This window comes from Pseudarthrobacter sp. PS3-L1, assembly GCF_030063285.1.
Taxonomy (GTDB): Bacteria; Actinomycetota; Actinomycetes; order Actinomycetales; family Micrococcaceae; genus Arthrobacter.
The window spans coordinates 16,275-39,465 of sequence record NZ_JASISU010000002.1; the positions used below are offsets into that span (position 1 = coordinate 16,275).

The window sequence follows — 23,191 nt, forward strand, 5'->3', positions numbered from 1 at the left end:
CGGCCAGAGGGGCCACACTGGGAGGATGGAAGCCAAAAAGAGCGTTGAACACGACACCACCCTTGAGCATGCCCTGGATGTTGCCACGGCCAACCACAAAGAAGCCACGCGCCTGCTTGAGGACGCAAAAAAAGCCCATGCCCAGGGTGACGTCACCGATGAGCGCGTTGCCCAGCTTGAGAGCCTGCTGGCGGTAGCCCATGAGGATCTCCGGAGGGTAGTCAAAGAGCAGTAGGCCATGCCCCTGGCTGGCACTTGTCCTCCACACTGTGGATCACGGGATGAGGACCAGCCAGGGAACTAGTCTGGGGCAATGCAGCAGCATGGTCCCCGGGGCAGTTCCCGATGAGCCTGGAGTGGAGCGGGTACCGCAGTGCCCGGCGTCGTTCCCGGCAGGCGTGGGTCCTTGTGACCGCCGGAGCGTTAGCCGTGGTGGTGGGGATTGGTTGGTTCTTCACGGTTGGGCAGTTCCTGATTTTTTCGCCGTCCATGAGTGGTCCGAGCGAGGTGGCGGTGCTGGACAGCGGATGGATGGGGCCCGTGCGGCAGCCTCACCAGGTGCCGCGGGAACGCGCTTCAGTGGTGCTTGAACTACTGGCTGTGAAGGAACGGGCCAGCAGCGACGGATATGACCGCGACCACTTCGGGCAGGCGTGGGCGGATGTAGACCGCAATGGCTGCGATACCCGCAACGATATTCTGCGCAGGGATCTTGCGGCGCCAGTCTTCGCTCCCCAGTCCCGCTGCACCGTTGTCTCGGGTGCTTTCCGCGAACCTTACACCGGGGCGAACGTTGAGTTCACCAGGGGCGCCGAGAGCAGCAAAGTGGTCCAGATCGACCACGTTGTGGCACTCGGTGATGCGTGGCAGAAGGGTGCCCAGGAGATGACACTGCAACAGCGCCAGTCCCTGGCGAACGACCCCCTGAACCTGATTGCCGCCGACGGCACTGCCAACCAGGACAAGGGTGCCGGTGACGCGTCACAGTGGCTACCACCAAACAGAACCCTTCGGTGTCATTATGTGGCACGGCAGATTTCGGTCAAAACGGCTTACGGACTGTGGGTGACGCAAGCGGAGCGCAACGCCATGCGCGATGTCCTGGGGCGCTGTCCAGAGCAGCAGACCATCAGGCCCGAAAAATGACGGAACGGGGAGTACCCAGGTTCAGTGTCCGAAGGGATCCGGATCAACACCCGGCATCCACGTGAGCCCCGGAACGCCCCAGCCGCTGCGCTTTGCAAGCTTCATGGCCTTTCGTGAGTAGCGATCCATGAGGCGGTTCACGTAGAGCTTGCCGTCAAGGTGGTCGAACTCATGCTGGATCACTCGCGCAAACCAGTCAGTTGCTTCAAATTCGAGTGGATTTCCATCGCCGTCAAAGCCCTGCACCCGGGCCCATTCGGCACGTTTGAGGGGAAACTGCCCGCCCGGAAAACTCAGGCATCCTTCTTCTTCCTCCTCGGGATCCGGCAGCGCGCCGGAAACCTTCGAGAGGGTCAGGACCGGATTGACGACGGCGGCTACGTCCGGGGCTCCGTCGTTATTGGCGTAGCGGTACACAAAGAGTCGTTTGCCCACACCTACCTGCGGAGCCGCAAGGCCTACTCCGTTGGCTGCTTCATTGGTTTCGAACATGTCCGCAATCAGCGTTCGCAGTTCGTCGTCAAAGACCTCAACTTCAGTGGCCCGCCGGTGCAGGACCGGCTCGCCCCAGATAGTGATCGGCAGAACTGTCATGGGGGATCCTTCCGGAGTGCCGTGCGGTGTTCGCCGCTGGAATGCCCAGGTGCTGGGCGGCGGTTCACTGCTGGGGGTATATGGGAACAACAAAGGCTGTACCGGATCTCCGGTACAGCCTTTGTCTGAACAGGATAATCTGTTCAAGCGGGTGAGCGACGGGGGTTGAACCCGCGACCTCCTGGACCACAACCAGGCGCTCTGCCAACTGAGCTACGCCCACCATGTACCAAGCTGGACTTCCGCAGTGCGGCTATCCGTGAAGGCAACGTCAAATAGCTTACCCGCTGTTTCTGCCTACTGCGTCCACTTTTGGCGAATTTCGGAAAATTCCTCATTAATTGTGGCGCAGATTACAGTACTCCAGCATCGGCTCAGGGTTCAGTGACCTGATTTTGTGGTGCTGAGATGGCCCGGGCAATCTTTTGGGCTGTGGCGGAGTCTGGTCCGGGCGCCGGCACAAAAACAGCTTCACGGTAGTAGCGAAGCTCCTGGATGGAGTCCTGGATGTCGCCCAGGGCGCGGTGCCCACCGTTCTTGGCGGGCGACTGGAAGTAGGCGCGGGCAAACCACCGGCGGGAGAGTTCCTTGATGGTGCTTACATCGATGATCCGGTAGTGCAGGTGTTCCACAATGGAGGGCATGTCGCGGGCCAGGAACACCCTGTCGGTTCCCACGGAGTTACCTGCCAGCGGTGCCTTCCTGGGTTCTGGCACCCACTCCTTGATGTACGCCATGACAAGCTCTTCCGCTTCTGCCATGGTTTTGCCTTCTGGCAGTTCCTTGAGCAGGCCTGACGTGGTGTGCATGGTCCGGACGAAGTCTCCCATGTTGGCCAGGGACACCTCGTCCGGTTTGATGACGACATCCACGCCGTCGCCCAGAATATTGAGTTCGGAGTCCGTCACCAGCGCCGCCACCTCGATGAGGGCGTCGTTGACGGTGTCCAGTCCAGTCATTTCGCAGTCAATCCAGACGATGCGTTCATTTGTAATAGGCACCCGCCAAGCGTACCGGCAGAGTGGGTCCGTGCCACGGAACACAAGGTGCTGATCTGAGGGGGCAAGGGGGCGGCTGATATCATGGGCTGGTCGTCAACATGCCCTTTGCTGCGGTTCCGACGCCGTTTCGACTACGTACCAAAGGACTCCCATCATCATGAAGGCACGCGGTTCTGGAACGGTGGCATTGGCCGCGGACCGGATCAGGCGTGCGTTCTCACCCAGGGCAATCCCCGTGTCCGTGGAGAATGCTGCGGCAAGTAGTGCCGCCAGTCCCGCCCCGGACAACTCTGCTAGCGCTCCTGCGAGAGCCCACGTGGCCATCATCCAGGGATTCGTTGGATCCTTCATGATGCTGGTGGGTTCCATCGGCGCTGGCTGGATTGCTAACGGATCACCCATGATCCGGCACTGGCTGGTGATCACGCTGCGCACTGACGGCTGGGGCGTCACCATGTCCACGGTGTTGTTGACAGTGGGCGCAATGCTCCTGACGCGCTCCTGGTTGAGGCTGGGACAGCGGCTCAGGACCTGGGGCCCAGGGGCGTTGAAATCAGTGACCATTGCCGTGGCCGCGTGGTCGGCTCCCATGGTCTTCGCCGTCCCCATCTACTCCCGCGACGTGTACGCCTATACCGGGCAGGGCCGCCTTGTCCTGGAGGGCCAGGATCCCTACACCACGGGCATCAGTTCGCTGAGTAACTGGTTTGCCCTGGGTGCGGACCCTGCGTGGGCAGAGAACAAGACGCCCTACGGTCCCTACTTCCTCTGGCTTGCCAGGGGAGTGGTCTCGATTACCGGAGCACAGCCCGACTGGTCAGTGCTCCTGTTCCGGCTCTTGGCTGGTGTGGGTGTCCTGTTGTGTGTGATCTATGTTCCCAAGCTTGCAGAGCTGCACGGGATCAGCGGTGCGCGCGCCCTGTGGATTGCGGTAGCCAACCCACTGTTCCTGATCAGTTTTGTGGCCAGCGCCCACAACGACGCCCTTATGGTTGGACTCGCTGTAGTTGGCGTGTACTTTGCTGCCACGGGCAAGCACGTAGCTGGCATTCTTCTCGTCACGGCCTCGATCGGGATCAAGCCCATCACGGTGATCCTGCTGCCGTTCCTGGGTCTCATGTGGGCTGGCCCGGGGTCCTCGCTGGTCCGCAAGTTCCTGTATTGGGGTGCCACAGCGGGCCTGAGCTTCGGCGTACTCCTGCTCAGTGGAATTCCCTACGGACTGGGGTTGGGCTGGACGTGGGCCATCCTTGATCCCACGCCTGGCTACACCGGCTACTCGCCGTCAGGCCTCATTGGGCAGCAGATCGAAGTATTCACAAACGCGTTGGGCCTTCCCGGCTCGGACATCGCTACGTTGTTCCGGACAGCCCTGAAGTGGCTCAGTATCGTTGCGGTGCTGACCCTGATGTTCCGGGGGAGTTCCTCGCTGCTGGTCCGACGGCTGGCGTTGGCTTTCGGAGCCGTCGTGATGCTGGCGCCCATCATTCAGCCCTGGTACGTTCTCTGGTTCATTCCGTTCCTGGCCGTCACGGGAATCCGCAATGACTGGCAAATCAAGATCCTCTACGTGGTCATTACGTTCTTTGTTGTCTTCGGGGCCCAGGACCAGCTCTCAGTGTGGTCCTTTGTGGAACTCAATGTCCCGGCGTCGTCCCTTGCCTCCATCATCACGCTGGCGTTCACGATCTATTTGCTGGTCCTTGACCCACACACCCGGAAACTGCTGATAGAGGGCAAACCCAGCGAGTGGCTGCGCAGCAGCCGCCAGCGTATCTCCCCCTAAGGACTTGGCTCCTACCCCGCTGGCTGGACGGTCCGGGATGCCCGGCGGCCCAGTTCAACAGTGCGCTTGACGGACCACCAGAGCAGGACCACCAGGAGGACATTGCGTGCGGTGAGGACCGCCGCCATGATGGGGTTCGCGTGGATCAGGGGAGTGTAGAACAGGGGATAGATGATGAAGGTTGTCACGGCGATGCCCATGAGAAGTGCAGCGGGGACCTTCCAACGCTGCCAATCATGCGTGAGCCCCGCGATAACCACCGGGGCCAGCCAGATGATGAACTGCGGGGACCCCACCTTGTTGAACACCACAAAGGAAGTGGTCATCAGCAACGCGCCCTCGAGGAAGAGCTCCTCGCGTTCAGCACCCTTGCGCAGCGCCCACACCAGCAGGGCAGCACCGCCTGCAGCGGCCAGCACCAGCAGCGGCTGCATCAGCAAAGCTGCCACTGAGGCACCTGGTCCGTAGACCTCGGTGGAGTTGATGGCGAGGTTGTCAGCGATTTCGGAGCCGCCGACGTTGAAGACGCTCAGCCAGACCCACGGGGTCGAAAACGTGGCTTCAAGCTGCATGCCCCGCTCTCCCTGGTTGGTCAGGAAGTCCAGGATGTGCGGCAAGCCGCCACTGAGCCACGTTCCCGCGGCCACCACAGCAGTGACTGCAGCGCCAGCAAGGACCATCTGGACACGTTTGCGGCTCGCAATGACGATGGGCACCAGGACTGCGGCCGGCCAGACCTTGATCCAGGTGGCAATGCTGAGCAGTGTAGCCGCCATGACGGGCCGTTCCGCGGCCAGAATCACAGCGATCAGAACGATAGGGCCCGTGATTCCCTCGACCCGGGCAAAACTCAGGTAGCCCATAAAGACCGTGAAGAATAGCCAAAACCATGCAGGGGCTATGCCGCTGGCACGGCGTTTCCCGCGTGTCAGGACCAGCAGGCCGGCCGCGTTCAGTGCTGTGATAAGCAGCGTCCAGACCAGCAGGTAGAGCTCCGGGCCCGCAATGTTGGCAGCAAAAATCGGAATCTGCGCCAGCACGGGATAGACCCATGGGCTGATCTTGCCATCAAGGTCCGCCGGGTTGTAGCCCTCTATGGCCCACTGACGGTACTGCTCGGTATCGGAAAAGGTATCGCCGTTGAGGAAGAAGCTAGCCATCCAAGCCATGAAGTACAGGTGTACGGCGGCAAAACCCCACCAAACGCTGGTGGGGCGTGCAAACCATGCGATCACGGCGGGCGGCAGGACTGTGGAACGGATGCGTTCCAGGCGGTCGAAGAAGCGCGCGGAAATCTTAGTTCTCCTTGCCAGCGCCGTGCAGGGCAGGCTGCTTGCGGCCAATCAGGAAGAGGCGGCGCACTGACCAGCAGAAGAGCACTATCAACAGCACGTTGCGCGCAGTCAGAACCAACGCCATGACCGGGTTGTTATGGCTCAGGGCATCGTAAAAGAGTGGGTAGATGCAGAACGTCAGGAGGGCGATGCCGATCAGCATGGTGGCCGGGACACGCCAGTCGCGGAACGAATGGGCTAATCCGACAGCTACGGCTGGAGCAAGCCACACCATGAACTGCGGTGAGCCGACCTTGTTGAAAACCACAAACGCCGTGGCAAGACTGAGCGCGCCAGCCAGCAGGAGTTCTGTCCGGTCGACGCCGCCGGCAGAGTTTCCGTTGTGCAAAGCCCAGAAAATAAGGCCGGCAACCAGCAGTGCCGCAATGATCAGGAGGGGCTGCATGAGGACTGCCATGGCCGCCGTGCCAGGACCATCAACCTGCATGGAGTTGATGTCAGTGTTCATGTACATCCGTGAGTCGCCGGCCTGCAGGACAGAAAGCCAGAGCCACGGCGTGGTAAAGGTGGCCTCGAGTTGCATTCCGCGGTCACCCTGCTGGGTGAGGAAATTCAGCAGCTTTGGCAGTGTGCCCAGGGCAGCAGCCAGTCCGACGACGACGGCAGAGACTGCGATCCCTGCGAGGACTACCTGCACCCGATTCCTGACTACGGCGAAAAGCGCCAGCATGATGGCCGCTGGCCAGACTTTTACCCAGGTGCCGATGGCGAGAAGCACGCTGGCGACGAAAGGACGTTTGACGCCGTACGCAAGCGCAATCAGAACCAGAGGTGCCGTCAGTCCGTCAACGCGGGCAAATCCGAGCCAACCCATGATGAACACAAACACGAGCCACCACCAGCCGGCGCTCAACGAGGCCCGGTCGCGACCCCACGAGGTGAGCTTTCCCAGCGCAACAGCATCGAGGATGCTGATCATCAGGACCCAGAGGAAGAAGAAGGGACCCGGTCCTGCGACGCCAGCAATGGCCATGGGAATCAGGGCGAGAATGGGGTACACCCAGGGGCTGGGTCCACCTGTCAGCCGGGCATCGTCGAAGCCAGCGGCTGCCCAGTCACGGTAGATAAAAGTGTCGCTGAACGCCTCGCCCCGAAGCGAAAGAACCAGGGCGAAGATCAGGAATGCGCCGTGGACGCCGAAAAACCCCCACATCAGGCCCTTGCGTGTGAGGAGTGCCTGTTCGGTCCGCTCCGGAAGAATCCGACGCCGAAAACGGGCCAGGGCGCTGAAAAATGATTCCGTGGAAATGGGAGGATCCTTGTCGGTTGAGGTGTCACAGGTTGGCCGGACGTGCAGGCGCGGGGACCGTCCCATGGTATCGCAGGCACCATGGCTGGCTATGGAACCGCACGGTGGTTGATTCCGCTCCAGGCCACGGGCAACTGCTGAGCCCGTGTAAAGTGTCGGTGCTAAGGTATCCATGAGGCCCTCTGGGCGGCTTTAACAGCGGATCCACCGCACCCATATCGACATCGGACAGGGCATTCACTCATGGCGACCTCGGGCTTGCGTGATCAGGGGGCAGGAGGTTCGGTGTTCCCTTCAGACGGCACGGGTGGCGCCAGCGGACCCGGCGGCACTCCCGCCGTCGTGAGCCTGATGGATTCCTCGCGAACTGCCCTGCGGCAGGGACTCATCGGCGCAATACTCCTTGTGGTGGCGTCAATCGGAGTCGGCTGGCTCGCCGGAAGCAGCGTCCTGATCCGGACGCCACTGTTCATTTTTGCTCGTACCTCACCGGTTGCCGTGGTCGTTTCGACTGTATTGCTGTGCGTGGGTGCAATCCTGATGCTCCGTGCGTGGTTGCGCCTTGCACAGCGGCTGAAAGGCTTTCCTGCGGGTAGCCGGCCAGTCCTGATCCGGGCTTTCTGGCTGTGGAATCTTCCCTTGATGGTGGCCCTCCCGCTGTTCAGCCGCGACGCCTACGCCTACATTGGGCAGGGCCGTTTGATGACCAATGGCCTGAACCCATACACCAATGGCATCTCCGCTTTGAACAACTACTTCAACCTGGGCCCGGACACCCTGTGGACCGAAGCCCCGACGCCCTACGGCCCGCTGTGGCTGTGGATCGAACAGGGTGCGGTCTTCATCAGCGGTGGCGTTCCTGAGATCACGTTGATCCCGTTCCGCTTGGCGGGGCTGGCCGGGATGGTCCTGTTGATGATGTACATTCCGCGGCTGGCCGCACACCACGGCATGAATCCTGACCGTGCGCTATGGCTGGTTGCACTCAACCCCGTGGTGATCGTGAACTTTGTGGCCAGCGCCCACAATGATTCGCTGATGCTCGGACTCATGATTGCGGGCATCTACTGCGCTTCGGTCAAGCGCCCCATCTGGGGTATCGTCCTGGTCACGGCGTCCATTGCCATCAAGCCCATTACATTGATTGCCCTGCCGTTTGTTGGCCTCCTGTGGGCCGGGCACCGGGCTGGCTGGACCCGCCGCTTTATGTGTTGGACAGGGACGCTGGTGCTTTCTGTTGTCCTACTGGGAGCCGCAGGGTGGGTGAATGGCCTGTGGTTTGGCTGGCTCGGTGCCCTCCAGACTTCCAGTGCTGTTTGGATCTGGTACGCACCCGTGGGCCTGTTCTCCCATGCTGCCGGATGGGCCAGCTCAGTGATCGGGCTCCCGGGTGCCACGGTGACAGACATGATCCAACTGGTGGGCACTGTACTTTCCATCGCCTGCGTCCTCTGGCTGACGCTGCGCCCTGCAACCCGTGGCGCCCTGGGAATGTCCAGGGGGCGATCCACAAGCAAACCCCTGGACGACCTCCCCTACCAGGGGGTGGTGCTGCGGCGCATGGCGTGGGCATTTGCAGCAGTGGTACTCCTGGCCCCCATGATTCAGCCGTGGTACATGATCTGGCTCCTGGCGCTCTTTACCGTGACAGGGATCAGGGAAGGGTGGCAGACGCGCACCGTCTACTACCTGACCACGTTTTTTGTCCTCATTGCCCTCACGGATCAATTGAGCGTGTTCCGCTGGATCCCGATCGAACTGGTTCGTGGAGTAGCCATCGCCGTGGGTGCCTCCATGGCGCTCTACCTGATGTTCCTGGATCCAAAAACGCATGTCCTGTTCCGGCACCCGCGTAAAGCGAAGTCCTGACCGGTCATGTGTGTTGACGGCCACACTGCGTGAGTTAAGCTTGTGAGCGCTCAACAGCCCTTCTCTTCCTGAATCACGAGGACCCTCAGCATGCCCACCAAGGACTACAGCATTTCACGGGGAAGTTACTCGGCGGCAGTGTCAGCCATGGGAGGCGCCCTCCGGGAACTCCAACACCAGGGCCGGGACCTGGTGGTCAGTTTTGCCGCTGGCGGAGCAGTGCCGGACTACCGTGGCGTCATCTGCGTTCCTTGGCCAAACCGGCTATCTGATGGCCAGTACTCCTTTGCGGGCAAGGGTTACACGGCAGTGATCAACGAACCCGAACGGCAGACTGCCCTGCACGGGCTGGCCACTCACATCCAGTGGGACCTCGAGGAACACCTGGAGTCAGAGGTGACGCTCAGTACCCGCATCCATGCCAGCGACGCCTACCCGGGAGACCTGACAGTGCGGATCCGCTATGCACTGACGGCCGAGGGACTGAATTGCACGCTGGCAACTGAGAACACGGGCCCGGTCAGCGTTCCCTACGGTGCCTGCCCGCACCCGTATCTGGTGGCAGGGCCCTCCGGGTTGGACAGTTGGACTCTTGAAGTCCCGTCCGCTGCGTTCCTTGCCGTCACTCCGGAGCGGCTTTTGCCCACCGGGATGCAGGCAGTGGAGGAACGCAACTTTGATTTCCGCTCACCGCGCCACCTTGGTGCCATCACTGTTGACCACGCCTTCACGGACCTCACGCGGGACAGTGCGGGTGCGGCTGTCGTCCGCGTGTTCGATCCAGAGGGTACCGGCGTCGAACTGTCCTTTGGCCAGGAGTGGCCCTGGGTCCAGATCTATACGGGCGACAAGCCCATCAAACCTGACCGCCTGGGACTCGCCGTGGAACCCATGACCTGCCCGCCGGATGCCTTCACTACAGGGGTGGACCTGGTAGTCCTGGAACCGGGTGCGGCGCATGTTGGTAGTTGGCAGATCAGGGCGTTGTAGGCCTCGGCGTTAGACTTGGCGCTTCGGTGCCCCGGGAGACGGCATGACAGAGAGTGACGCTTCCCGAGCGGGAAAAGATGAACGGAAGGATGCTCCGATGCACGAGTCAATGCCCGAGTTGTCGGAGTGGAACAGAATGGAACTGACCACAGGATTGTGCTCTGTGACCCTGCGGGCACTCCCTGTTCCCAAGGTCATCGAGGCGGCCGTGGATGCAGGGCTGGCTGGCATCGAGTGGGGCGCCGATGTGCACGTAACCGACACTGCGACTGCTGCTGCAGCGGCGAAGGCAACCCTCGACGCCGGCTTGCTGGTCCTGTCGCTGGGGTCCTATTACCGGGCTGGTAGCTTTGCCGACTTCCGTCCCACGCTCGAGAGCGCCGTGGCACTGGGTGCCCCCCGGATTCGGGTCTGGGCTGGCGGGCAGGGGAGCGCTGAGTCAGATGCCCAAGGGTGGGCCGATGTTGTCACGGACACACAGCGCATTGCCGCGTTGGCTGACGAACATGAGATTGGCATTGCCTTTGAGTACCACGGGAGCACCCTGACCGATTCCCCCGACGCGACACTCAGGCTCCTTTCCTCGGTGGACCGGGCGAATGTGGGTACTTACTGGCAGCCCGCTGTGGGCCTCTCAGACCACGATGCCCTGGCTAGCCTGAATGCTGTGCTTCCGTATCTTGTGGGCGTTCATTGCTTCTCGTGGTGGCCCCTGGAGGAGCGGCTTCCCCTGGAAGGACGTAAACAACTGTGGCACGACGCCACGGACGTCCTGCGCGAGAGTGGCAGGTCCCTGGACATCATGCTCGAATTTGTCGAACAAGACAGCCCAGACAGTCTTGCCCGTGACGCCGAGTTCCTCAACATGGTCGCGTTGGGCGAAGACTGACGCCGGGCGCATCAGGCCCAGCCGAGGCTCCTGAGCCAGGCCGCGCACAGGGAGGTCCACTGGGAAACGCCTGGGGTGTCTTGGGCAAGGCCCAGCCCGTGGCGTCCATGGGGGAAAACGTGGAGTTCAACGGCCACCCCGGCACGGCGCAGTGCTCCTGTGTACGCGAGGCTGTTTTCGACCGGGACAGCGGCATCGTCGGCAGTGTGCCAGAGGAACGCGGGCGGGGTCGAGGCTGAAACATTGAGTTCGGCGGAGAGTTGGTGCAGGAGCTCCTCGCGGACGGGGTTGGCGTATCCATTGTCAGATTCCTCCGCGGGACCGACCAGGTTGTTGATGGACCCCTGATGTACATCAGCCGTGAAGGAAATCACGGGGTAGCAGAGGATGCTCAGGTCCGGAATGTTTGCTGGTACGTCAAGGGCGGCATCTTCGGTAGGAACGCCAGTGGAGAGCGTAGCGGCCAGATGACCACCTGCGGAGAAACCGAGCACGGCGACCCTACCTGGACTGACCCTGAGTCCATGGCCGCCCGTGCGGATCCACGCCATGGCGGCCTTGGCATCAAGCAGTGGCTGCGGGTGCCGGTTGGGGGAGACGCTATAGCGCAGAACAAATGCGTGCATGCCCAAGCTGGCCAGCCAGTGTGCCACCGGTTCGGCCTCATGGTCGGCCTGCCCTGCGTAGCCGCCACCGGGCAGTATTAGCACCGCAGGAGCATCAGGTGATGTCCCCTTTCCGCTGACGGCAGGAACGAGCGTGAGTCCGGCAGGTGGGTAGACGGTTGTTTCTGGCACGCGTGCTGACCCTACTCTTCGTGGTGTGTGCTGCGGCGGAGTGCCACATGACCGGTGATGGGGATGAAATCCATGTCACCGCCCGCCCTGCGCGCAGCCTGGGCGCCGATGTCCTCCAGCGGCAAATGGACTGTTGAAAGCTCCGGTTGGAAGTCCCGCAGGGTCTCGATGTCATCAAAGCCGGCAATCAGCGCGTCCCGTGGAATGCGCAGGTCCTGGCCGCGAATGGCAGCGGCTACACCGATTGCCATGACATCGTTGACAGCAAAGATGCACAGGTCCTTTTCGCCGGCAGCGATTCTCCGGGCCAGGGAAAGTCCGGCAGCGTGCCCTCCAGACCGGGTGAACTGCGTGCGGAACACCTCTGCTGGTTCCCGACCTGCTGCGGCCAGGCCCGCCTGGAATCCGCGGATCCGGTCATCTGAGGTAAACAATGACTCCGGACCTGCCACCACAATGAACCGGCCGGTATGGAGAACAGTGAGATCTGCTGCCAATGACGCCGCGAGTGCTTCGTTGGGCACCGCCACCACGTGGTATCCAGTTCCTGACGTCGCACCAACGACTGGATGGCCCACCACAGCAACCTGTCCACCATTGGCGCAGTACCTGTCCAACTCCGTGGCCAGCGCAGAATTGGCGTCAGTGTCCTCTTTTCTGGCAGACCGGGAACCAGCAAGCACTATGGAATCAGCCCTTCGAGCCGCGAAAGCTGCCACGGCTTCCCTTTCGGCTTCGGGCGCTCCTGCTGCCGTTGCCAGCAGGACCATCCGACCCTGATTGCGCGCTGCAACCTGGACTCCCCGCGCTATGGAAGCGAAGTAGGGATCGGCAATGTCGTGCACCACCAGACCGATCAGGCCAGAGCTGGATTTCGCGAGTCCCTGAGCCTGGGCATTGGCCACATATCCGAGCGACTCTGCGGCCTGCCGGACGCGGTTGGCGATGTCGGGTCCAGGCTTTCGGGCTGATCCGTTGAGGACCCGAGAGGCAGTGGCCGGGGACACCCCTGCGAGCCGTGCCACTTCTGCTAGCGTGCTGGCAACCACCGGAACTCCTTCGAAAAAACTACTCCCTGACCCTCAGTATGGCAGTTTCGTCTCTTGCTGGGAAAGCGCTTGCCAAATGACGCGAGACGCGTGCATCATGGATGCAGTGGGAATGCGCTTTCCCAAAGAATGCTTGAGTCAATTGCTCAACTCACCGTGGAGGACACATGGGCTTGGAAACTAAGACGATCCGGATCGCGATGAACGGCATCACCGGCAGGATGGGATACCGCCAGCACCTGCTGCGGTCAATCCTTCCCATTCGCGACGCCGGAGGCTTTACCCTCGAGGACGGCACAAGGGTCCAGGTCGAGCCGATCCTGGTGGGCCGCAATGAAGCGAAGATCCGCGAACTGGCCGAGCTGCACAAGGTATCCGAGTGGACCACGGACCTTGATTCCGTGATCAACGACCCCACTGTCGACGTCATCTTCGATGCCTCCATGACCAGCCTGCGGGCCGCCACGCTGAAAAAGGCCATGCAGGCCGGCAAGCACATCTTCACTGAGAAGCCCACGGCTGAGACGCTGGAAGAGGCCGTTGAGCTCGCCAGGATTGGAACGGAAGCGGGGGTCACAGCCGGTGTGGTTCATGACAAGCTGTACCTCCCAGGCCTAGTCAAGCTCCGCCGGCTCGTGGATGAAGGGTTCTTTGGCCGTATCCTCTCCATCCGAGGCGAGTTCGGGTACTGGGTCTTTGAAGGGGATGTCCAGGCTGCCCAGCGTCCGTCCTGGAACTACCGCAAGGACGATGGCGGCGGTATGACCACTGACATGTTCTGCCACTGGAACTACGTGCTCGAGGGCATCATCGGCAAGGTTCGGAGCGTCAACGCCAAGACCGCCACCCACATTCCCGCCCGATGGGATGAAGCGGGCAAGGAATACAAGGCCACAGCAGATGACGCTTCCTACGGAATTTTTGAACTGGAAACACCTGCCGGCGACGCCGTAATCGGCCAGATCAATTCCTCGTGGGCAGTCCGTGTCTATCGCGACGAACTGGTGGAATTCCAGGTCGACGGTACCCATGGATCTGCAGTGGCTGGCCTGAACAAGTGTGTTGCCCAACAGCGCGCGCACACCCCCAAGCCGGTCTGGAACCCAGATCTGCCGGTCACGGAATCGTTCCGGGATCAATGGCAGGAAGTTCCCGCCAACGCAGAGCTTGATAACGGATTCAAGCTGCAGTGGGAAGAATTCCTGCGCGACGTGGTTGCCGGCCGCGAGCACCGTTTCGGTCTACTGTCGGCTGCCCGTGGCGTGCAATTAGCAGAGCTTGGCCTGCAGTCTTCGGCCGAACGCCGCACCATTGATATTCCGGAGATCACGCTCTGATGGCCTCCCTGATCCTGCCCTCCGACGCTGGCGGCACCCGAGAATACCATCTTCGCGGGGCTACCACATGGGAAAAACCAACAGCCCCGCTCACCTCACGCCGGGTCTATGCAGCAGCTCACGTCATCCCTCATGTCTTGGCGGACAATTATCCTGGCGCACCTGCCCGGCTGGACTGGGATGCCACCCTGGCGTATCGCCATGAGCTGTGGTCCTACGGCCTGGGCGTCGCTGATGCCATGGACACAGCCCAGCGCGGAATGGGCCTCGACTGGGCAGCGACGCAGGAGCTCATCCAGCGCACGGGAGTCGAAGCAGCTACAGTCGTTGCCGCCGGCGGGGCTGCCATTGCCGGCAAGTCAGTGCGCGATCTCGTGTCCTGCGGCGCCGGTACTGACCAGCTGGACATCACTTCGCTCCCCGCAGGAGCTGCCGGGCTCAACGCCGTACTGGAGGCGTATCGCGAGCAGATTGCTGTCGTCAGCGAAGCTGGTCCCAAGATTATTCTGATGGCCTCCCGGGCTCTCGCCAAGGTGGCGTCAGGTCCAGAAGACTACCTGAACGTCTACTCAACCTTGCTCCGGGAAGTGGACCAGCCGGTCATCCTGCACTGGCTCGGCACCATGTTCGATCCCGCACTGGCCGGGTACTGGGGCTCGGATGACGTTACCGCGGCGACAGAGACATTCCTGAGCCTGATTAGGGACAACGCCGTCAAGGTAGATGGCGTCAAAGTCTCACTGCTGGATGCCAGCCACGAGGTTGCCCTGCGGGCTGCGCTGCCGTCGGGCGTGCGTCTCTACACCGGCGACGACTTCAATTACCCCGAGCTGATTGACGGCGACAAAACGCATCATTCGGACGCACTGCTGGGCATCTTCGCGGCTATCTACCCTGCTGCCTCTGCTGCACTCCAGAAGTATGATGCTGGCGACGCTGTGACAGCGCGTCAGATCCTTGACTCGACCCAGGAGCTAGGTAAACACATCTTCAGCGCACCTACCTTCTACTACAAGACAGGCATTGCTTTTCTGTCCTGGCTCAACGGAAAACAGCCAGGCTTCCAGATGGTGGGGGGCCTGCATTCCGGCCGGTCTGTCCTCCACCTGGCCAAAACCTTTGAATGTGCCGATCAGGCTGGCCTTATAGTAGATCCAGACCTTGCGACCCAGCGCATGTCCGCATATCTGCGTATCAGCGGAGTGGGCGCATGAGCGATTTTTCACGGTTGTCCCTGAATAGCGCCACCACCAAAATGTGGACGCTCGCTGAGGTCGTGGAAGGCTGCGTCGCTGCAGGCATCCCGGCAATCGGTCCATGGCGGGACCGGGTAGCGGAAGCGGGCCTGGATAAGGCTGGACGCCTGATCAGGGATGCGGAACTTCGTGTCTCGTCCCTTTGCCGTGGCGGGTTTCTGACAGCGCCCGACGCCGAAGGGCAAGCCGCTGCGCTCGCTGACAATCGGGCAGCAATCCTCGAAGCGGCGGCACTGGGCGCAAATGATCTTTTTCTTGTGGTGGGTGGCTTGGCACCGGGGGAGAAGGACGTGGTTTCAGCGCGGCAGCGGGTTGCTGACCGGCTTGGTGACCTGGTGCCCTTCGCGGCGGAAAACGGCGTGCGGCTGGTTCTTGAACCCCTCCACCCGATGTATGCCGCAGATAGGGCCCTGATTTCCACGCTTGGCCAAGCCCTGGATCTGGCGTCGCCGTTCGATACCGCCAGCGTCGGGGTAGCCGTTGACACGTTCCACGTGTGGTGGGATCCGGAACTGAAGGCGCAGATTGAACGGGCCGGCCGGGAGAACCGGATTGCTTCCTACCAGGTCTGCGACTTCACCATGCCCATTGCCGCGGACCCGTTACTTTCCCGCGGCTACATGGGCGATGGTGTTGTGGATTTTGGCACCATCGGTACCTGGGTGCGTGATGCCGGGTACACCGGGGATATCGAAGTGGAAATCTTCAATCAGGATATCTGGAACACTGACGGCAACACCGTGATTGCAACGGTCAAGGAACGCTACGCGGAGCTTGTTCTTCCCTTCGCCTGAGCACATTTGAGGTGCCTCTGCGCGTGGGACTTTCCACAACGACAGGCACGTGGAAAGTGACCTCGTCGCAGTAGCCTCTGCATAGTGTGGGATGGGTTACCATTTCTTTGCCCCTCGTCGATTCGCGAATGAGGGCTTCGACCTGGGGGTATACCCGAACGTGCGTCTGAAAAAAATCCTGATCGCTTCCTTGGCGGGCACTGCCGTCATCCTGAGCTCTACCGCAGTTCCGGCGTCGGCCGTTGTGGCCAAGTCGTACAAGAACTGCACTGAGCTCAATAAGGTCTATCCCCACGGAGTCGGCAAAACCGGCGCCCGGGACAAGACCACCGGAAAGCCAGTGACCACATTCCGCGTCAACAGCACCGTGTACAGCTACAACGACGGGGCAGCCCGGCGCCCGGGCGAGTATGACCTCGACCGTGATAACGACGGCATCGCCTGCGAAAAGCGCTGATTTTCTTCCCCGAGCGCGCTCAACGGGTTCGGCCAATGTCCACACTGGTGACAGGATGGGCGCGCTCGGCGGAAGGGTATGTCAGTCCGGTGCGACGTCCCCAGCGAGGATCTGTTCGCGGAGGATGTCGGCGTGTCCGCAGTGATGGGCGAGTTCGCGGAGGACATGAAGGTAAACCCAACGCAGGGGCAGGGGGCCGCGTCGGTTTCCCTGGACCACGTCGTCGAGAGTCATCGGGGCCGTGGCCGATACCGAGGCCGCGCAGGCTGAGAGATGGCGTTCCCGGACGGTTGTGATGGTGTCGCAGGGATCGAGGACAAACGATTCGTCCGGGGTGGCCGGAATCCCCATGGTCTCCCGGGACTGGCACGTTATTGCCTCCTCGAACCAGACGCGCTCCACGAAGATGGCGTGCTTGACCAGGCCCAAAAGAGTGGTGCGCGAGCTGACCAACGGCCGCCTGGCCTGTTCTTCAGTGAGACCCAGAAGACAGTTGTTGAGCATCCGTCGGTGATCGTTGAGGAAAGCCTCAAACTGGATCCGTTCCGATCTCCCGATGCTTGATTCTGGTGTGTCCTGCGCTTCGTCGGGTGTAACCATGTCCCGAAGTATGCCAGATGCTTCCTGCCTAGGAAGCCAGCGGCAAGCCGACAAAGTATTCCTGCTGAACAGGCCGACGGCCTAGCCTGTGGGCTGTCTTCAGGGACGGGAAATTCCTGGCATGGATGTGGCCCCACACGGTCTCAACGTTTGATTCCTGGCCAGCAAGGAAGGCAGCTTGCAAGACTGGAGCCAGTGCGTTGCCGCGCATGCGTTCCGTGAGGAAAAGATCCACCATGCACAGCCCGGACTGCCCAAGAATCCCGTCTATCCTGCCGGCGACAAGTCCCGCGAATCCGTGGTCATCATGAAGCACCATGAGCAGACCCGCTGCTGCTGATTCCTGAAAGGTTTTTTGCGAGGATTCCCGGACGTAGGGCGCTAGCAGGTGTGTTGCCTTCCGCCATGCTGCGTGTTCGTGCTGGTACTCGGGATGGGTGTCCGCGGCTGTGCTGGGCCACGAGATGTCCAGGCCGGAGGGGAAGGGGCCTGCCTGCCTGCCTTGCCGCTGCTGCAATGGAACCCGACATGATGGTTGTCCAGAGATCCGCCTCGGCGAACCCAAGCCCTGGCTCTTCGTGGAACGTGAAACCACGTGGTTCGAGGTGGCCATATTCGCTGGATACGGCAGCAGCGAGGGAGGTAAGCGTTGCAGGATCCTGCACCCGGAAGGACAGCTTGAGATCAATGAAGGCAAAGTCAGGATCCAGATTCCGGTAGCGCAGGCCAGCGATGCCGAGGCGTCCGTCACCAAATTCCAGGAGCCGTTCGCACATGTCAGCTTCGCTGACGGGCGCACCGATACGATCAACCCGTGCTGCTGCTACGTCCTGTGCCGCCAGCTCGTAGCGGGCATCAACATCGGCAATCTCGGCCTGGGCCGCACACCCGGGGTCGAAACCGGCGGGCAGGTAATCCAGAACAGGGCGGGTAAAGGCGGCGAGTTCGTCTTCGCCCAGGTCAAAGGCAATCATTTCCCCAAGACTACGTGACGGGGATGGGATGCATCGCTACCTCTTAGCGGGCATAGGGACACTGCGGCTGCTCCGCTAGGGGTAACTGTGCAGCGACGCGTAGGAACGGTACCGTTCCAGAATCTCCGGCCTGGGTTGCATGGTCGGAACGGACACAGCGTCGAGTGTCCAGTCGGGAAATGCGCCGCTGAGGACTCCTGCTGCCTGGCGGGCAGCGCCGTCGGCCACGTATTCTCCGGGGCGCGGCACCAGGATGGGTAAAGCCATCAGTGCGGATGCAGACTGCTGAACTGCGGTGGATTGCGCTCCGCCGCCTACCAGGATGAGTCGGTCGGCAACAACGCCCTGGGCCCGGAGGGCAGCGAGCCCGTCGGCAAGTGAGCAGACAACACCTTCGACGGCGGCCCTCGCGAGATTTGCTGGCGTGTAGTTTGCGCGCGTGAGGCCGTGCAGTGAGCCCGTGGCATCGGGGAGGTTGGGTGTGCGTTCACCGTCAAAGTACGGAATCAGGGTCAATCCTTCAGCTCCAGGATCAGCGTCCAGGGCAAGACTGTTGAAGTCGTTGAGGTTGAGATTGAGCAGGGCTGCTGTGGTGTCGAAAATTCGCGTGCCATTGAGTGTGCATGCCAGCGGGAGGAAGTTTCCCGTGGCATCCGCAAAACCTGCCACAAGGCCGCTGGAATCAGTGGAAGGGGCCGTGGAGACAGCGAACACTGTGCCGGAGGTACCCAGCGAGATCACCACATCCCCAATGCCTGCGCCAACGCCCAGCGCTGCTGCGGCGTTGTCCCCCGCGCCGGGGCCAATCAAGCAACCGGACGTAGTTTCTCCAGCTTTCTCCAGAGGCCCCAGCACAGACGGCAGGACGGGGAGGTGGCCCAGTGCAGCCGACAGCACTTCCGGAAGGTAGTTTCCGGTGACACTCGAGTAGTAGCCGGTTCCGGACGCATCGGAGCGATCAGTGTTAAGGGCAGCCAGATCCGCCTGGCCCGTGTCTACGGGTCCATGCCCCGCCAAGCGCCAGCTCAGCCAATCGTGGGGCAGACAGACGGCGGCAACTCTGGCCGCGTTCTCCGGTTCGTTGGCAGCGAGCCAGTGCAGCTTGGTCAGCGTGATTGAGGCCACCGGGACAGTTCCCGTTGTCCGTGCCCAATAAGCAGCACCCCTGACGCGATCGCCGTCGCCCGCGGTGCTGACCAGTTCGGCCGCGTCCGGAGCACTGCGGGTGTCGTTCCACAACAGCGCGGGGCGGATGACGTGTCCCAAGCGGTCCAGCACTACCATTCCATGCTGCTGGCCGCCAACGGATACAGCCGCAACATCTGCTAGGCCGCCAGCTTGACCGATGGCTTCCTGCATCGCGTCCCACCAACGGTCTGGATGGATCTCCGTTCCGCCAGGATGGCTGGCGCGTCCCTGCCGGACCAGGGCACCCGTCTCGGCATCGCGGATCACCACCTTGCAGGCCTGGGTCGAACTATCAATACCTGCAACCAGCGCCATGGGATTCCTTCGGTGAGTAGCGCCGTCGAGCGTCTCTATCCAGGTCAGGACAGCGACGTCCGACGGCGGAGTGCTGCTGCGTGAAAGCTGGCACTCGGTGCCAGTGGGGAAAATACTAGCGACGAATGTGCCAGCGGTGGTGCCATTGTGTGGCACCGGATTCTAGCGGGCGTTGAGGAGATGCTCGATGGCCAACTGATTCAGGCGAACAAAGGCGAAGGATCGCTCGCCAGCCTTGTCTGCGTCAAAAGCCTCAAAAGCGCTGGTATCGGCCAGCAGATCAGCCGTTGTCTCACCAATGGCCAGCGTAGGCTCGCCCAGTTCGGCGACTCCTGACGTTGCCATGGCTTCCTGGACCAGCGGATCGGAGCGGAAAGCCAGGGCGCGCTCCTTCAGGAGGAGATAGGTGGACATATTGGCCCTGGCCGACTCCCAGACACCGTCGTACCCGTCGGTACGGGAGGGCTTGTAATCGAAATGGCGAGGACCGTCATATGTCGCCCCACCGTTGGGGAAGCCGTTTTCCAAGAGATCAACCGTGAAGAATGCACTGGTGAGATCTCCGTGGCCAAACACCAGGTCCTGGTCGTACTTAATGCCGCGCTGACCATTGAGGTCGATGTGAAAGAGCTTGCCAGCCCACAGCGCCTGGGCAATCCCATGCGTGAAGTTCAGGCCAGCCATCTGTTCGTGGCCTGTTTCCGGATTAAGCCCCACGATGTCGCCGTGTTCCAGCTGTGCAATAAAAGCCAGGGCGTGGCCGACGGTGGGCAGGAAGATATCGCCTCGTGGCTCGTTGGGCTTCGGTTCGAGGGCGATCCGCAGGTTGTAGCCCTTCTCCTTGATGTACGCGGCGGCCGTGTCTACTCCCTCCTTCATGCGGTCTAGGGCCGCCGAGAGATCCTTGGAGCCGTCATACTCGCTGCCTTCGCGGCCACCCCACATAACAAAGGTTTCGGCGCCAAACTCTGCCGCAGAATCAATGGTGCGCAGGACCTTGCTCAGCGCGAAGCGGCGGATTGAGCGATCATTTGAGGTAAAGCCGCCGTCTTTGAAGACGGGGTGACTGAAGAGGTTGGTGGTGACCATGGGCACTTTGAGCCCGGTTGCGGCCAGGGCGCTACGAAAGTTTTTTAGGATCAGGTCCCGTTCCGTCACCGTGGCGCCAAAGGGAACAAGATCGTTGTCGTGGAAGGTCACGCCATAGGCGCCAAGGTCACCGATGCGATGTACTGCCTCGACCGGGTCCAGGGCCTCGCGCGTGGGGACACCGAACGGATCGGAGCCTGTCCAGCCTACGGTCCAGAGTCCAAAAGTGAAGCGGTCTTCCGGTGTGGGACTAATAGTCATGGGTTTGCGTCCTTGCAAATCGTGGGTGTAGCCAAGCGCTGTAGCTATGCTCGCTCTGCCATTCAGGAGTGAGTTAGTTTATGACCTGAACTATATAGCTGCGCATGCGTTATGGTCAATGGATCGAACGCAACAGTCGTTAAGAGCTACTCGTGGGGAGATCACAGGTGTCGGAACCACAGCCGGGCTCGGAGACCCGAAGCCAGTCCATTCCGGGCAGTGTTGGCGATGTCCGCCGGACGAATCTGGCGCTGGCCCTGACATCGATCGCACGCGCCGCGCCGTCGGGGCCCATTACCCGGGCCCAGCTGGCGACAGCAACGGGACTGACCAAAGCCTCGATCTCCAGCCTGGTCCTTGACCTGCTTACCGGGGGAGTGGTGCGTGAAGTTGCGCTGGAGCCACGCGCCGAGAGGGGACGCCCCGGCGTCGGACTCGAAATGAACCCGGGCCGCGCGGTGGTGGGGATGGAAATCAACGTTGACTACATTGCCGCCGAACTGGTCAGCCTGACCAGGGAACGCCTTTTGTGCGTGAAGCGATTCCGGGACAATCGCGGCAGTTCCGCGGCCGACGTCATGGCGGATCTGGCGGAGCTGGTGAACACGCTGCTGGCGGAGGCTGCTGATCGCGGAATAGCTGTGATCGGTGGCGGCTTGGCAGTGCCGGGGCTCATCGACCAGGCCACGTCCACAGTCCTTACCGCTCCCAACCTGGGATGGAGCGGGGAAACCCTCGATGCCAGAGGCCTCCTTCCCGAGGCCCGGCTGGGAGTCACCCTCCTTAATGAAGCCAATGCAGCTGCACTCGCCGAAGTGCGCTCCAGGACTGGTACTGCCGGGCCCGACTTCGTCTTTGTATCCGGCGAAGTGGGTGTTGGTGCCGGCTTTGTCATTGCCGGATCCCTGTTTGTTGGGCCAGCTGGCCACGCAGGTGAAATCGGGCACCTCGTGCTGGAACCAGAAGGTCTGCCCTGTTCCTGCGGCGGCATTGGCTGCCTCGAAACCATTGCGGGCCAGGATGCGATTCTGCGTGCTGCTGGCTTGGCCGACGATCCGCTGGAGACGGACATGTCCAGATTGCTCTCAGCACTTTCCAGTGGCGAGTCGATGGCTGTCGCGGCCGTCCAGCGAGCAGCCACGTTCCTTGGGATGGCACTGGTCTCGACTGCACGCTTGATGGGCGTGTCTACTGTGGTGCTGGGTGGACACTTCGCTGTTCTTGCGCACTGGTTGGTTCCACCCCTGTTCGAGAGCATGCAGCGGCATGCTCCGGGGCTCATTAGGGCCGACCGCGTTCTCCTGTCGTCCGCAGGTGAAGGTGGTGCCGCATTCGGCTGTGCGGGCAGTGTGGTCCAGTCACTCCTTGACGCTCCACAGTTCCTGATTCGCCCAGGGCCGGCGGACGTTGCTGAACACCCCTGATGTCTGCTCGAACGTCCAGCTACCTCTCAGGCGGATCCGTAGAATAGGAAGAAGTCGATTTATTAGGAGAAAAGCATGCCGTTAGTCCGCATTGACCTTATTGAAGGACGCACTTCCGCTCAGAAGCGGGACGTTGCAGATGCCATCCACACGGCTATTGTCCAGACCTACGGGATACCGGAGCGCGACCGCTTCCAGGTTATTACCGAACACGCTGCCGACAACATCATTGCCCAGGACGCCGGATTGGGCTTTGAACGGACCGGGAACGTGGTCATGGTCCAGATTTTCACGCAGGCAGGACGCTCCGATGAGGATAAAGAGGCGCTCTACAAAGCCATCCACGACAACCTCCACGCAGTGGGCCTCACCTCCGAGGACCTGTTCATCGGCTATAACGAAAATGGCCCCCAGGACTGGTCCTTCGGTTTCGGGCGCGCACAGTACCTCACGGGTGAACTCAAGGTTCCCGGAAAGAACTAGCGAACAGTCTGTCCGGCCGACGTCGGAACACACTGGACGCGACAACATGCTGGACGCGACGAGGATGGCTCAGAACGCCTCGTTGCCGTTCAGCAGGATCCCTGAGCTTGAACCTGCCATTGGGGCATGGAAAGAACGGGTCGCCCTGCTCCACCTGGAGGGGCTCGCAATCCGTGCGGTCGCTGATCCTTGAAAACAATGGTTGAGGGTCCAATACCCGCGCCTTGATCTCGATGGTTGTGGGCATGCTTCCACTACATCGCGGTATCCCTAAGGTGGGATGTCAGG

23 protein-coding genes and 1 tRNA gene are annotated in these 23,191 nt (G+C 61.5%); 12 read left to right on the top strand and 12 right to left on the bottom strand.

The window, feature by feature from the left end; genetic code table 11:
* Positions 1 to 25 precede the first annotated feature (25 nt).
* Entirely contained in the window at positions 26 to 235 is a 210-nt protein-coding gene (locus QMG79_RS04470) for a hypothetical protein (RefSeq protein WP_283537401.1), read from the top strand.
* Positions 236 to 345: 110 nt separating this feature from the next.
* Positions 346 to 1,146 (top strand): HNH endonuclease family protein, encoded by an 801-nt coding sequence (locus tag QMG79_RS04475; RefSeq protein WP_283537402.1) that lies wholly within the window; start codon positions 346 to 348, stop codon positions 1,144 to 1,146.
* Between the two features lie 21 nt (positions 1,147 to 1,167).
* Here the strand turns inward: QMG79_RS04475 and def are convergent, their stop codons facing one another.
* The 3 genes from def to orn all read right to left on the bottom strand — a co-directional run bounded on the left by def (position 1,168) and on the right by orn (position 2,741).
* A complete protein-coding gene (gene def, locus QMG79_RS04480; protein ID WP_283537403.1) occupies positions 1,168 to 1,740 on the bottom strand; it encodes a peptide deformylase in 573 nt (190 codons plus the stop codon).
* A 150-nt stretch (positions 1,741 to 1,890) separates the two neighbouring features.
* Positions 1,891 to 1,963: transfer RNA gene (locus QMG79_RS04485), tRNA-His, on the bottom strand.
* 151 nt (positions 1,964 to 2,114) lie between these two features.
* Positions 2,115 to 2,741: an oligoribonuclease gene (gene orn / locus QMG79_RS04490; protein WP_283537404.1), complete on the bottom strand. Its 627-nt coding sequence runs from the start codon at positions 2,739 to 2,741 to the stop codon at positions 2,115 to 2,117.
* A gap of 157 nt (positions 2,742 to 2,898) precedes the next feature.
* Here orn and mptB (QMG79_RS04495) point away from each other — a divergent pair, with 157 nt between their 5' ends.
* Complete coding sequence (gene mptB, locus QMG79_RS04495) at positions 2,899 to 4,527, top strand: polyprenol phosphomannose-dependent alpha 1,6 mannosyltransferase MptB (RefSeq protein ID WP_283537405.1); 1,629 nt, start codon at positions 2,899 to 2,901, stop codon at positions 4,525 to 4,527.
* 11 nt (positions 4,528 to 4,538) lie between these two features.
* On the opposite strand, the gene QMG79_RS04500 is transcribed toward mptB (QMG79_RS04495), so the two are convergent.
* Both QMG79_RS04500 and QMG79_RS04505 read right to left on the bottom strand, forming a co-directional pair.
* Entirely contained in the window at positions 4,539 to 5,762 is a 1,224-nt protein-coding gene (locus tag QMG79_RS04500; RefSeq protein WP_283537996.1) for a glycosyltransferase 87 family protein, read from the bottom strand.
* A 61-nt stretch (positions 5,763 to 5,823) separates the two neighbouring features.
* Complete coding sequence (locus QMG79_RS04505; protein WP_502934698.1) at positions 5,824 to 7,197, bottom strand: glycosyltransferase 87 family protein; 1,374 nt, start codon at positions 7,195 to 7,197, stop codon at positions 5,824 to 5,826.
* 219 nt (positions 7,198 to 7,416) lie between these two features.
* Between QMG79_RS04505 and mptB (QMG79_RS04510) the strand changes: the two genes are divergently transcribed.
* From mptB (QMG79_RS04510) to QMG79_RS04520, 3 genes are all read left to right on the top strand, one after another.
* Positions 7,417 to 9,000 carry a polyprenol phosphomannose-dependent alpha 1,6 mannosyltransferase MptB gene (gene mptB, locus QMG79_RS04510; protein WP_283537406.1) on the top strand — a complete coding sequence of 528 codons (1,584 nt, stop codon included), beginning with the start codon at positions 7,417 to 7,419 and terminating at the stop codon, positions 8,998 to 9,000.
* 90 nt (positions 9,001 to 9,090) lie between these two features.
* Positions 9,091 to 9,990: an aldose 1-epimerase family protein gene (locus QMG79_RS04515; protein ID WP_283537407.1), complete on the top strand. Its 900-nt coding sequence runs from the start codon at positions 9,091 to 9,093 to the stop codon at positions 9,988 to 9,990.
* Positions 9,991 to 10,087: 97 nt separating this feature from the next.
* Positions 10,088 to 10,879, top strand: coding sequence for a sugar phosphate isomerase/epimerase family protein (locus tag QMG79_RS04520; protein ID WP_283537408.1), 792 nt, complete (start codon positions 10,088 to 10,090; stop codon positions 10,877 to 10,879).
* A gap of 11 nt (positions 10,880 to 10,890) precedes the next feature.
* Here QMG79_RS04520 and QMG79_RS04525 read toward each other — a convergent pair whose 3' ends face one another.
* Positions 10,891 to 11,676, bottom strand: coding sequence for an alpha/beta hydrolase (locus QMG79_RS04525; RefSeq protein WP_283537409.1), 786 nt, complete (start codon positions 11,674 to 11,676; stop codon positions 10,891 to 10,893).
* Positions 11,677 to 11,687: 11 nt separating this feature from the next.
* Positions 11,688 to 12,725: a LacI family DNA-binding transcriptional regulator gene (locus QMG79_RS04530; RefSeq protein WP_283537410.1), complete on the bottom strand. Its 1,038-nt coding sequence runs from the start codon at positions 12,723 to 12,725 to the stop codon at positions 11,688 to 11,690.
* A 167-nt stretch (positions 12,726 to 12,892) separates the two neighbouring features.
* On the opposite strand from QMG79_RS04530, the gene QMG79_RS04535 reads away from it, so the two are divergent.
* From QMG79_RS04535 to QMG79_RS04550, 4 genes are all read left to right on the top strand, one after another.
* Positions 12,893 to 14,062 (top strand): Gfo/Idh/MocA family protein, encoded by a 1,170-nt coding sequence (locus QMG79_RS04535; protein ID WP_283537411.1) that lies wholly within the window; start codon positions 12,893 to 12,895, stop codon positions 14,060 to 14,062.
* Positions 14,062 to 15,276: a dihydrodipicolinate synthase family protein gene (locus tag QMG79_RS04540; protein ID WP_283537412.1), complete on the top strand. Its 1,215-nt coding sequence runs from the start codon at positions 14,062 to 14,064 to the stop codon at positions 15,274 to 15,276. Before QMG79_RS04535 ends, QMG79_RS04540 begins: the two co-directional genes overlap by 1 nt.
* Complete coding sequence (locus QMG79_RS04545) at positions 15,273 to 16,112, top strand: sugar phosphate isomerase/epimerase family protein (RefSeq protein WP_283537413.1); 840 nt, start codon at positions 15,273 to 15,275, stop codon at positions 16,110 to 16,112. The genes QMG79_RS04540 and QMG79_RS04545 overlap by 4 nt, the downstream gene beginning before the upstream one ends.
* Positions 16,113 to 16,203: 91 nt before the next feature.
* The gene (locus tag QMG79_RS04550) at positions 16,204 to 16,569 is read left to right on the top strand and encodes an excalibur calcium-binding domain-containing protein (protein WP_283537414.1); all 366 of its coding nucleotides are present in this window, start codon (positions 16,204 to 16,206) and stop codon (positions 16,567 to 16,569) included.
* An 81-nt stretch (positions 16,570 to 16,650) separates the two neighbouring features.
* Here the strand turns inward: QMG79_RS04550 and QMG79_RS04555 are convergent, their stop codons facing one another.
* The 5 genes from QMG79_RS04555 to xylA all read right to left on the bottom strand — a co-directional run bounded on the left by QMG79_RS04555 (position 16,651) and on the right by xylA (position 20,996).
* Complete coding sequence (locus QMG79_RS04555) at positions 16,651 to 17,169, bottom strand: DinB family protein (protein WP_283537415.1); 519 nt, start codon at positions 17,167 to 17,169, stop codon at positions 16,651 to 16,653.
* 28 nt (positions 17,170 to 17,197) lie between these two features.
* The gene (locus tag QMG79_RS04560) at positions 17,198 to 17,488 is read right to left on the bottom strand and encodes a hypothetical protein (RefSeq protein ID WP_283537416.1); all 291 of its coding nucleotides are present in this window, start codon (positions 17,486 to 17,488) and stop codon (positions 17,198 to 17,200) included.
* A complete protein-coding gene (locus QMG79_RS04565) occupies positions 17,475 to 18,143 on the bottom strand; it encodes a hypothetical protein (RefSeq protein WP_283537417.1) in 669 nt (222 codons plus the stop codon). Before QMG79_RS04565 ends, QMG79_RS04560 begins: the two co-directional genes overlap by 14 nt.
* 75 nt (positions 18,144 to 18,218) lie before the next feature.
* A complete protein-coding gene (locus QMG79_RS04570) occupies positions 18,219 to 19,646 on the bottom strand; it encodes a xylulokinase (protein ID WP_283537998.1) in 1,428 nt (475 codons plus the stop codon).
* Positions 19,647 to 19,808: 162 nt separating this feature from the next.
* The gene (gene xylA / locus QMG79_RS04575) at positions 19,809 to 20,996 is read right to left on the bottom strand and encodes a xylose isomerase (protein WP_283537418.1); all 1,188 of its coding nucleotides are present in this window, start codon (positions 20,994 to 20,996) and stop codon (positions 19,809 to 19,811) included.
* Positions 20,997 to 21,163: 167 nt separating this feature from the next.
* On the opposite strand from xylA, the gene QMG79_RS04580 reads away from it, so the two are divergent.
* Together QMG79_RS04580 and QMG79_RS04585 are read left to right on the top strand one after the other, a co-directional pair.
* A complete protein-coding gene (locus QMG79_RS04580; protein ID WP_283537419.1) occupies positions 21,164 to 22,420 on the top strand; it encodes an ROK family protein in 1,257 nt (418 codons plus the stop codon).
* Between the two features lie 75 nt (positions 22,421 to 22,495).
* Positions 22,496 to 22,903 (top strand): tautomerase family protein, encoded by a 408-nt coding sequence (locus tag QMG79_RS04585; RefSeq protein ID WP_283537420.1) that lies wholly within the window; start codon positions 22,496 to 22,498, stop codon positions 22,901 to 22,903.
* Positions 22,904 to 23,191 lie beyond the last annotated feature (288 nt).

Excerpts from the sequence above, each read along its gene's own strand:
- QMG79_RS04470 (WP_283537401.1), top strand. The coding sequence starts at position 26 with ATGGAAGCCAAAAAGAGCGTTGAACACGACACCACCCTTGAGCATGCC.
- QMG79_RS04475 (WP_283537402.1), top strand. The coding sequence starts at position 346 with ATGAGCCTGGAGTGGAGCGGGTACCGCAGTGCCCGGCGTCGTTCCCGG.
- def (WP_283537403.1), bottom strand. The coding sequence starts at position 1,740 with ATGACAGTTCTGCCGATCACTATCTGGGGCGAGCCGGTCCTGCACCGG.
- mptB (WP_283537405.1), top strand. The coding sequence starts at position 2,899 with ATGAAGGCACGCGGTTCTGGAACGGTGGCATTGGCCGCGGACCGGATC.
- QMG79_RS04505 (WP_502934698.1), bottom strand. The coding sequence starts at position 7,197 with ATGGGACGGTCCCCGCGCCTGCACGTCCGGCCAACCTGTGACACCTCA.
- QMG79_RS04515 (WP_283537407.1), top strand. The coding sequence starts at position 9,091 with ATGCCCACCAAGGACTACAGCATTTCACGGGGAAGTTACTCGGCGGCA.
- QMG79_RS04520 (WP_283537408.1), top strand. The coding sequence starts at position 10,088 with ATGCACGAGTCAATGCCCGAGTTGTCGGAGTGGAACAGAATGGAACTG.
- QMG79_RS04535 (WP_283537411.1), top strand. The coding sequence starts at position 12,893 with ATGGGCTTGGAAACTAAGACGATCCGGATCGCGATGAACGGCATCACC.
- QMG79_RS04540 (WP_283537412.1), top strand. The coding sequence starts at position 14,062 with ATGGCCTCCCTGATCCTGCCCTCCGACGCTGGCGGCACCCGAGAATAC.
- QMG79_RS04545 (WP_283537413.1), top strand. The coding sequence starts at position 15,273 with ATGAGCGATTTTTCACGGTTGTCCCTGAATAGCGCCACCACCAAAATG.
- QMG79_RS04550 (WP_283537414.1), top strand. The coding sequence starts at position 16,204 with ATGGGTTACCATTTCTTTGCCCCTCGTCGATTCGCGAATGAGGGCTTC.
- QMG79_RS04555 (WP_283537415.1), bottom strand. The coding sequence starts at position 17,169 with ATGGTTACACCCGACGAAGCGCAGGACACACCAGAATCAAGCATCGGG.
- QMG79_RS04560 (WP_283537416.1), bottom strand. The coding sequence starts at position 17,488 with ATGGTGCTTCATGATGACCACGGATTCGCGGGACTTGTCGCCGGCAGG.
- QMG79_RS04565 (WP_283537417.1), bottom strand. The coding sequence starts at position 18,143 with ATGATTGCCTTTGACCTGGGCGAAGACGAACTCGCCGCCTTTACCCGC.
- QMG79_RS04570 (WP_283537998.1), bottom strand. The coding sequence starts at position 19,646 with ATGGCGCTGGTTGCAGGTATTGATAGTTCGACCCAGGCCTGCAAGGTG.
- xylA (WP_283537418.1), bottom strand. The coding sequence starts at position 20,996 with ATGACTATTAGTCCCACACCGGAAGACCGCTTCACTTTTGGACTCTGG.
- QMG79_RS04585 (WP_283537420.1), top strand. The coding sequence starts at position 22,496 with ATGCCGTTAGTCCGCATTGACCTTATTGAAGGACGCACTTCCGCTCAG.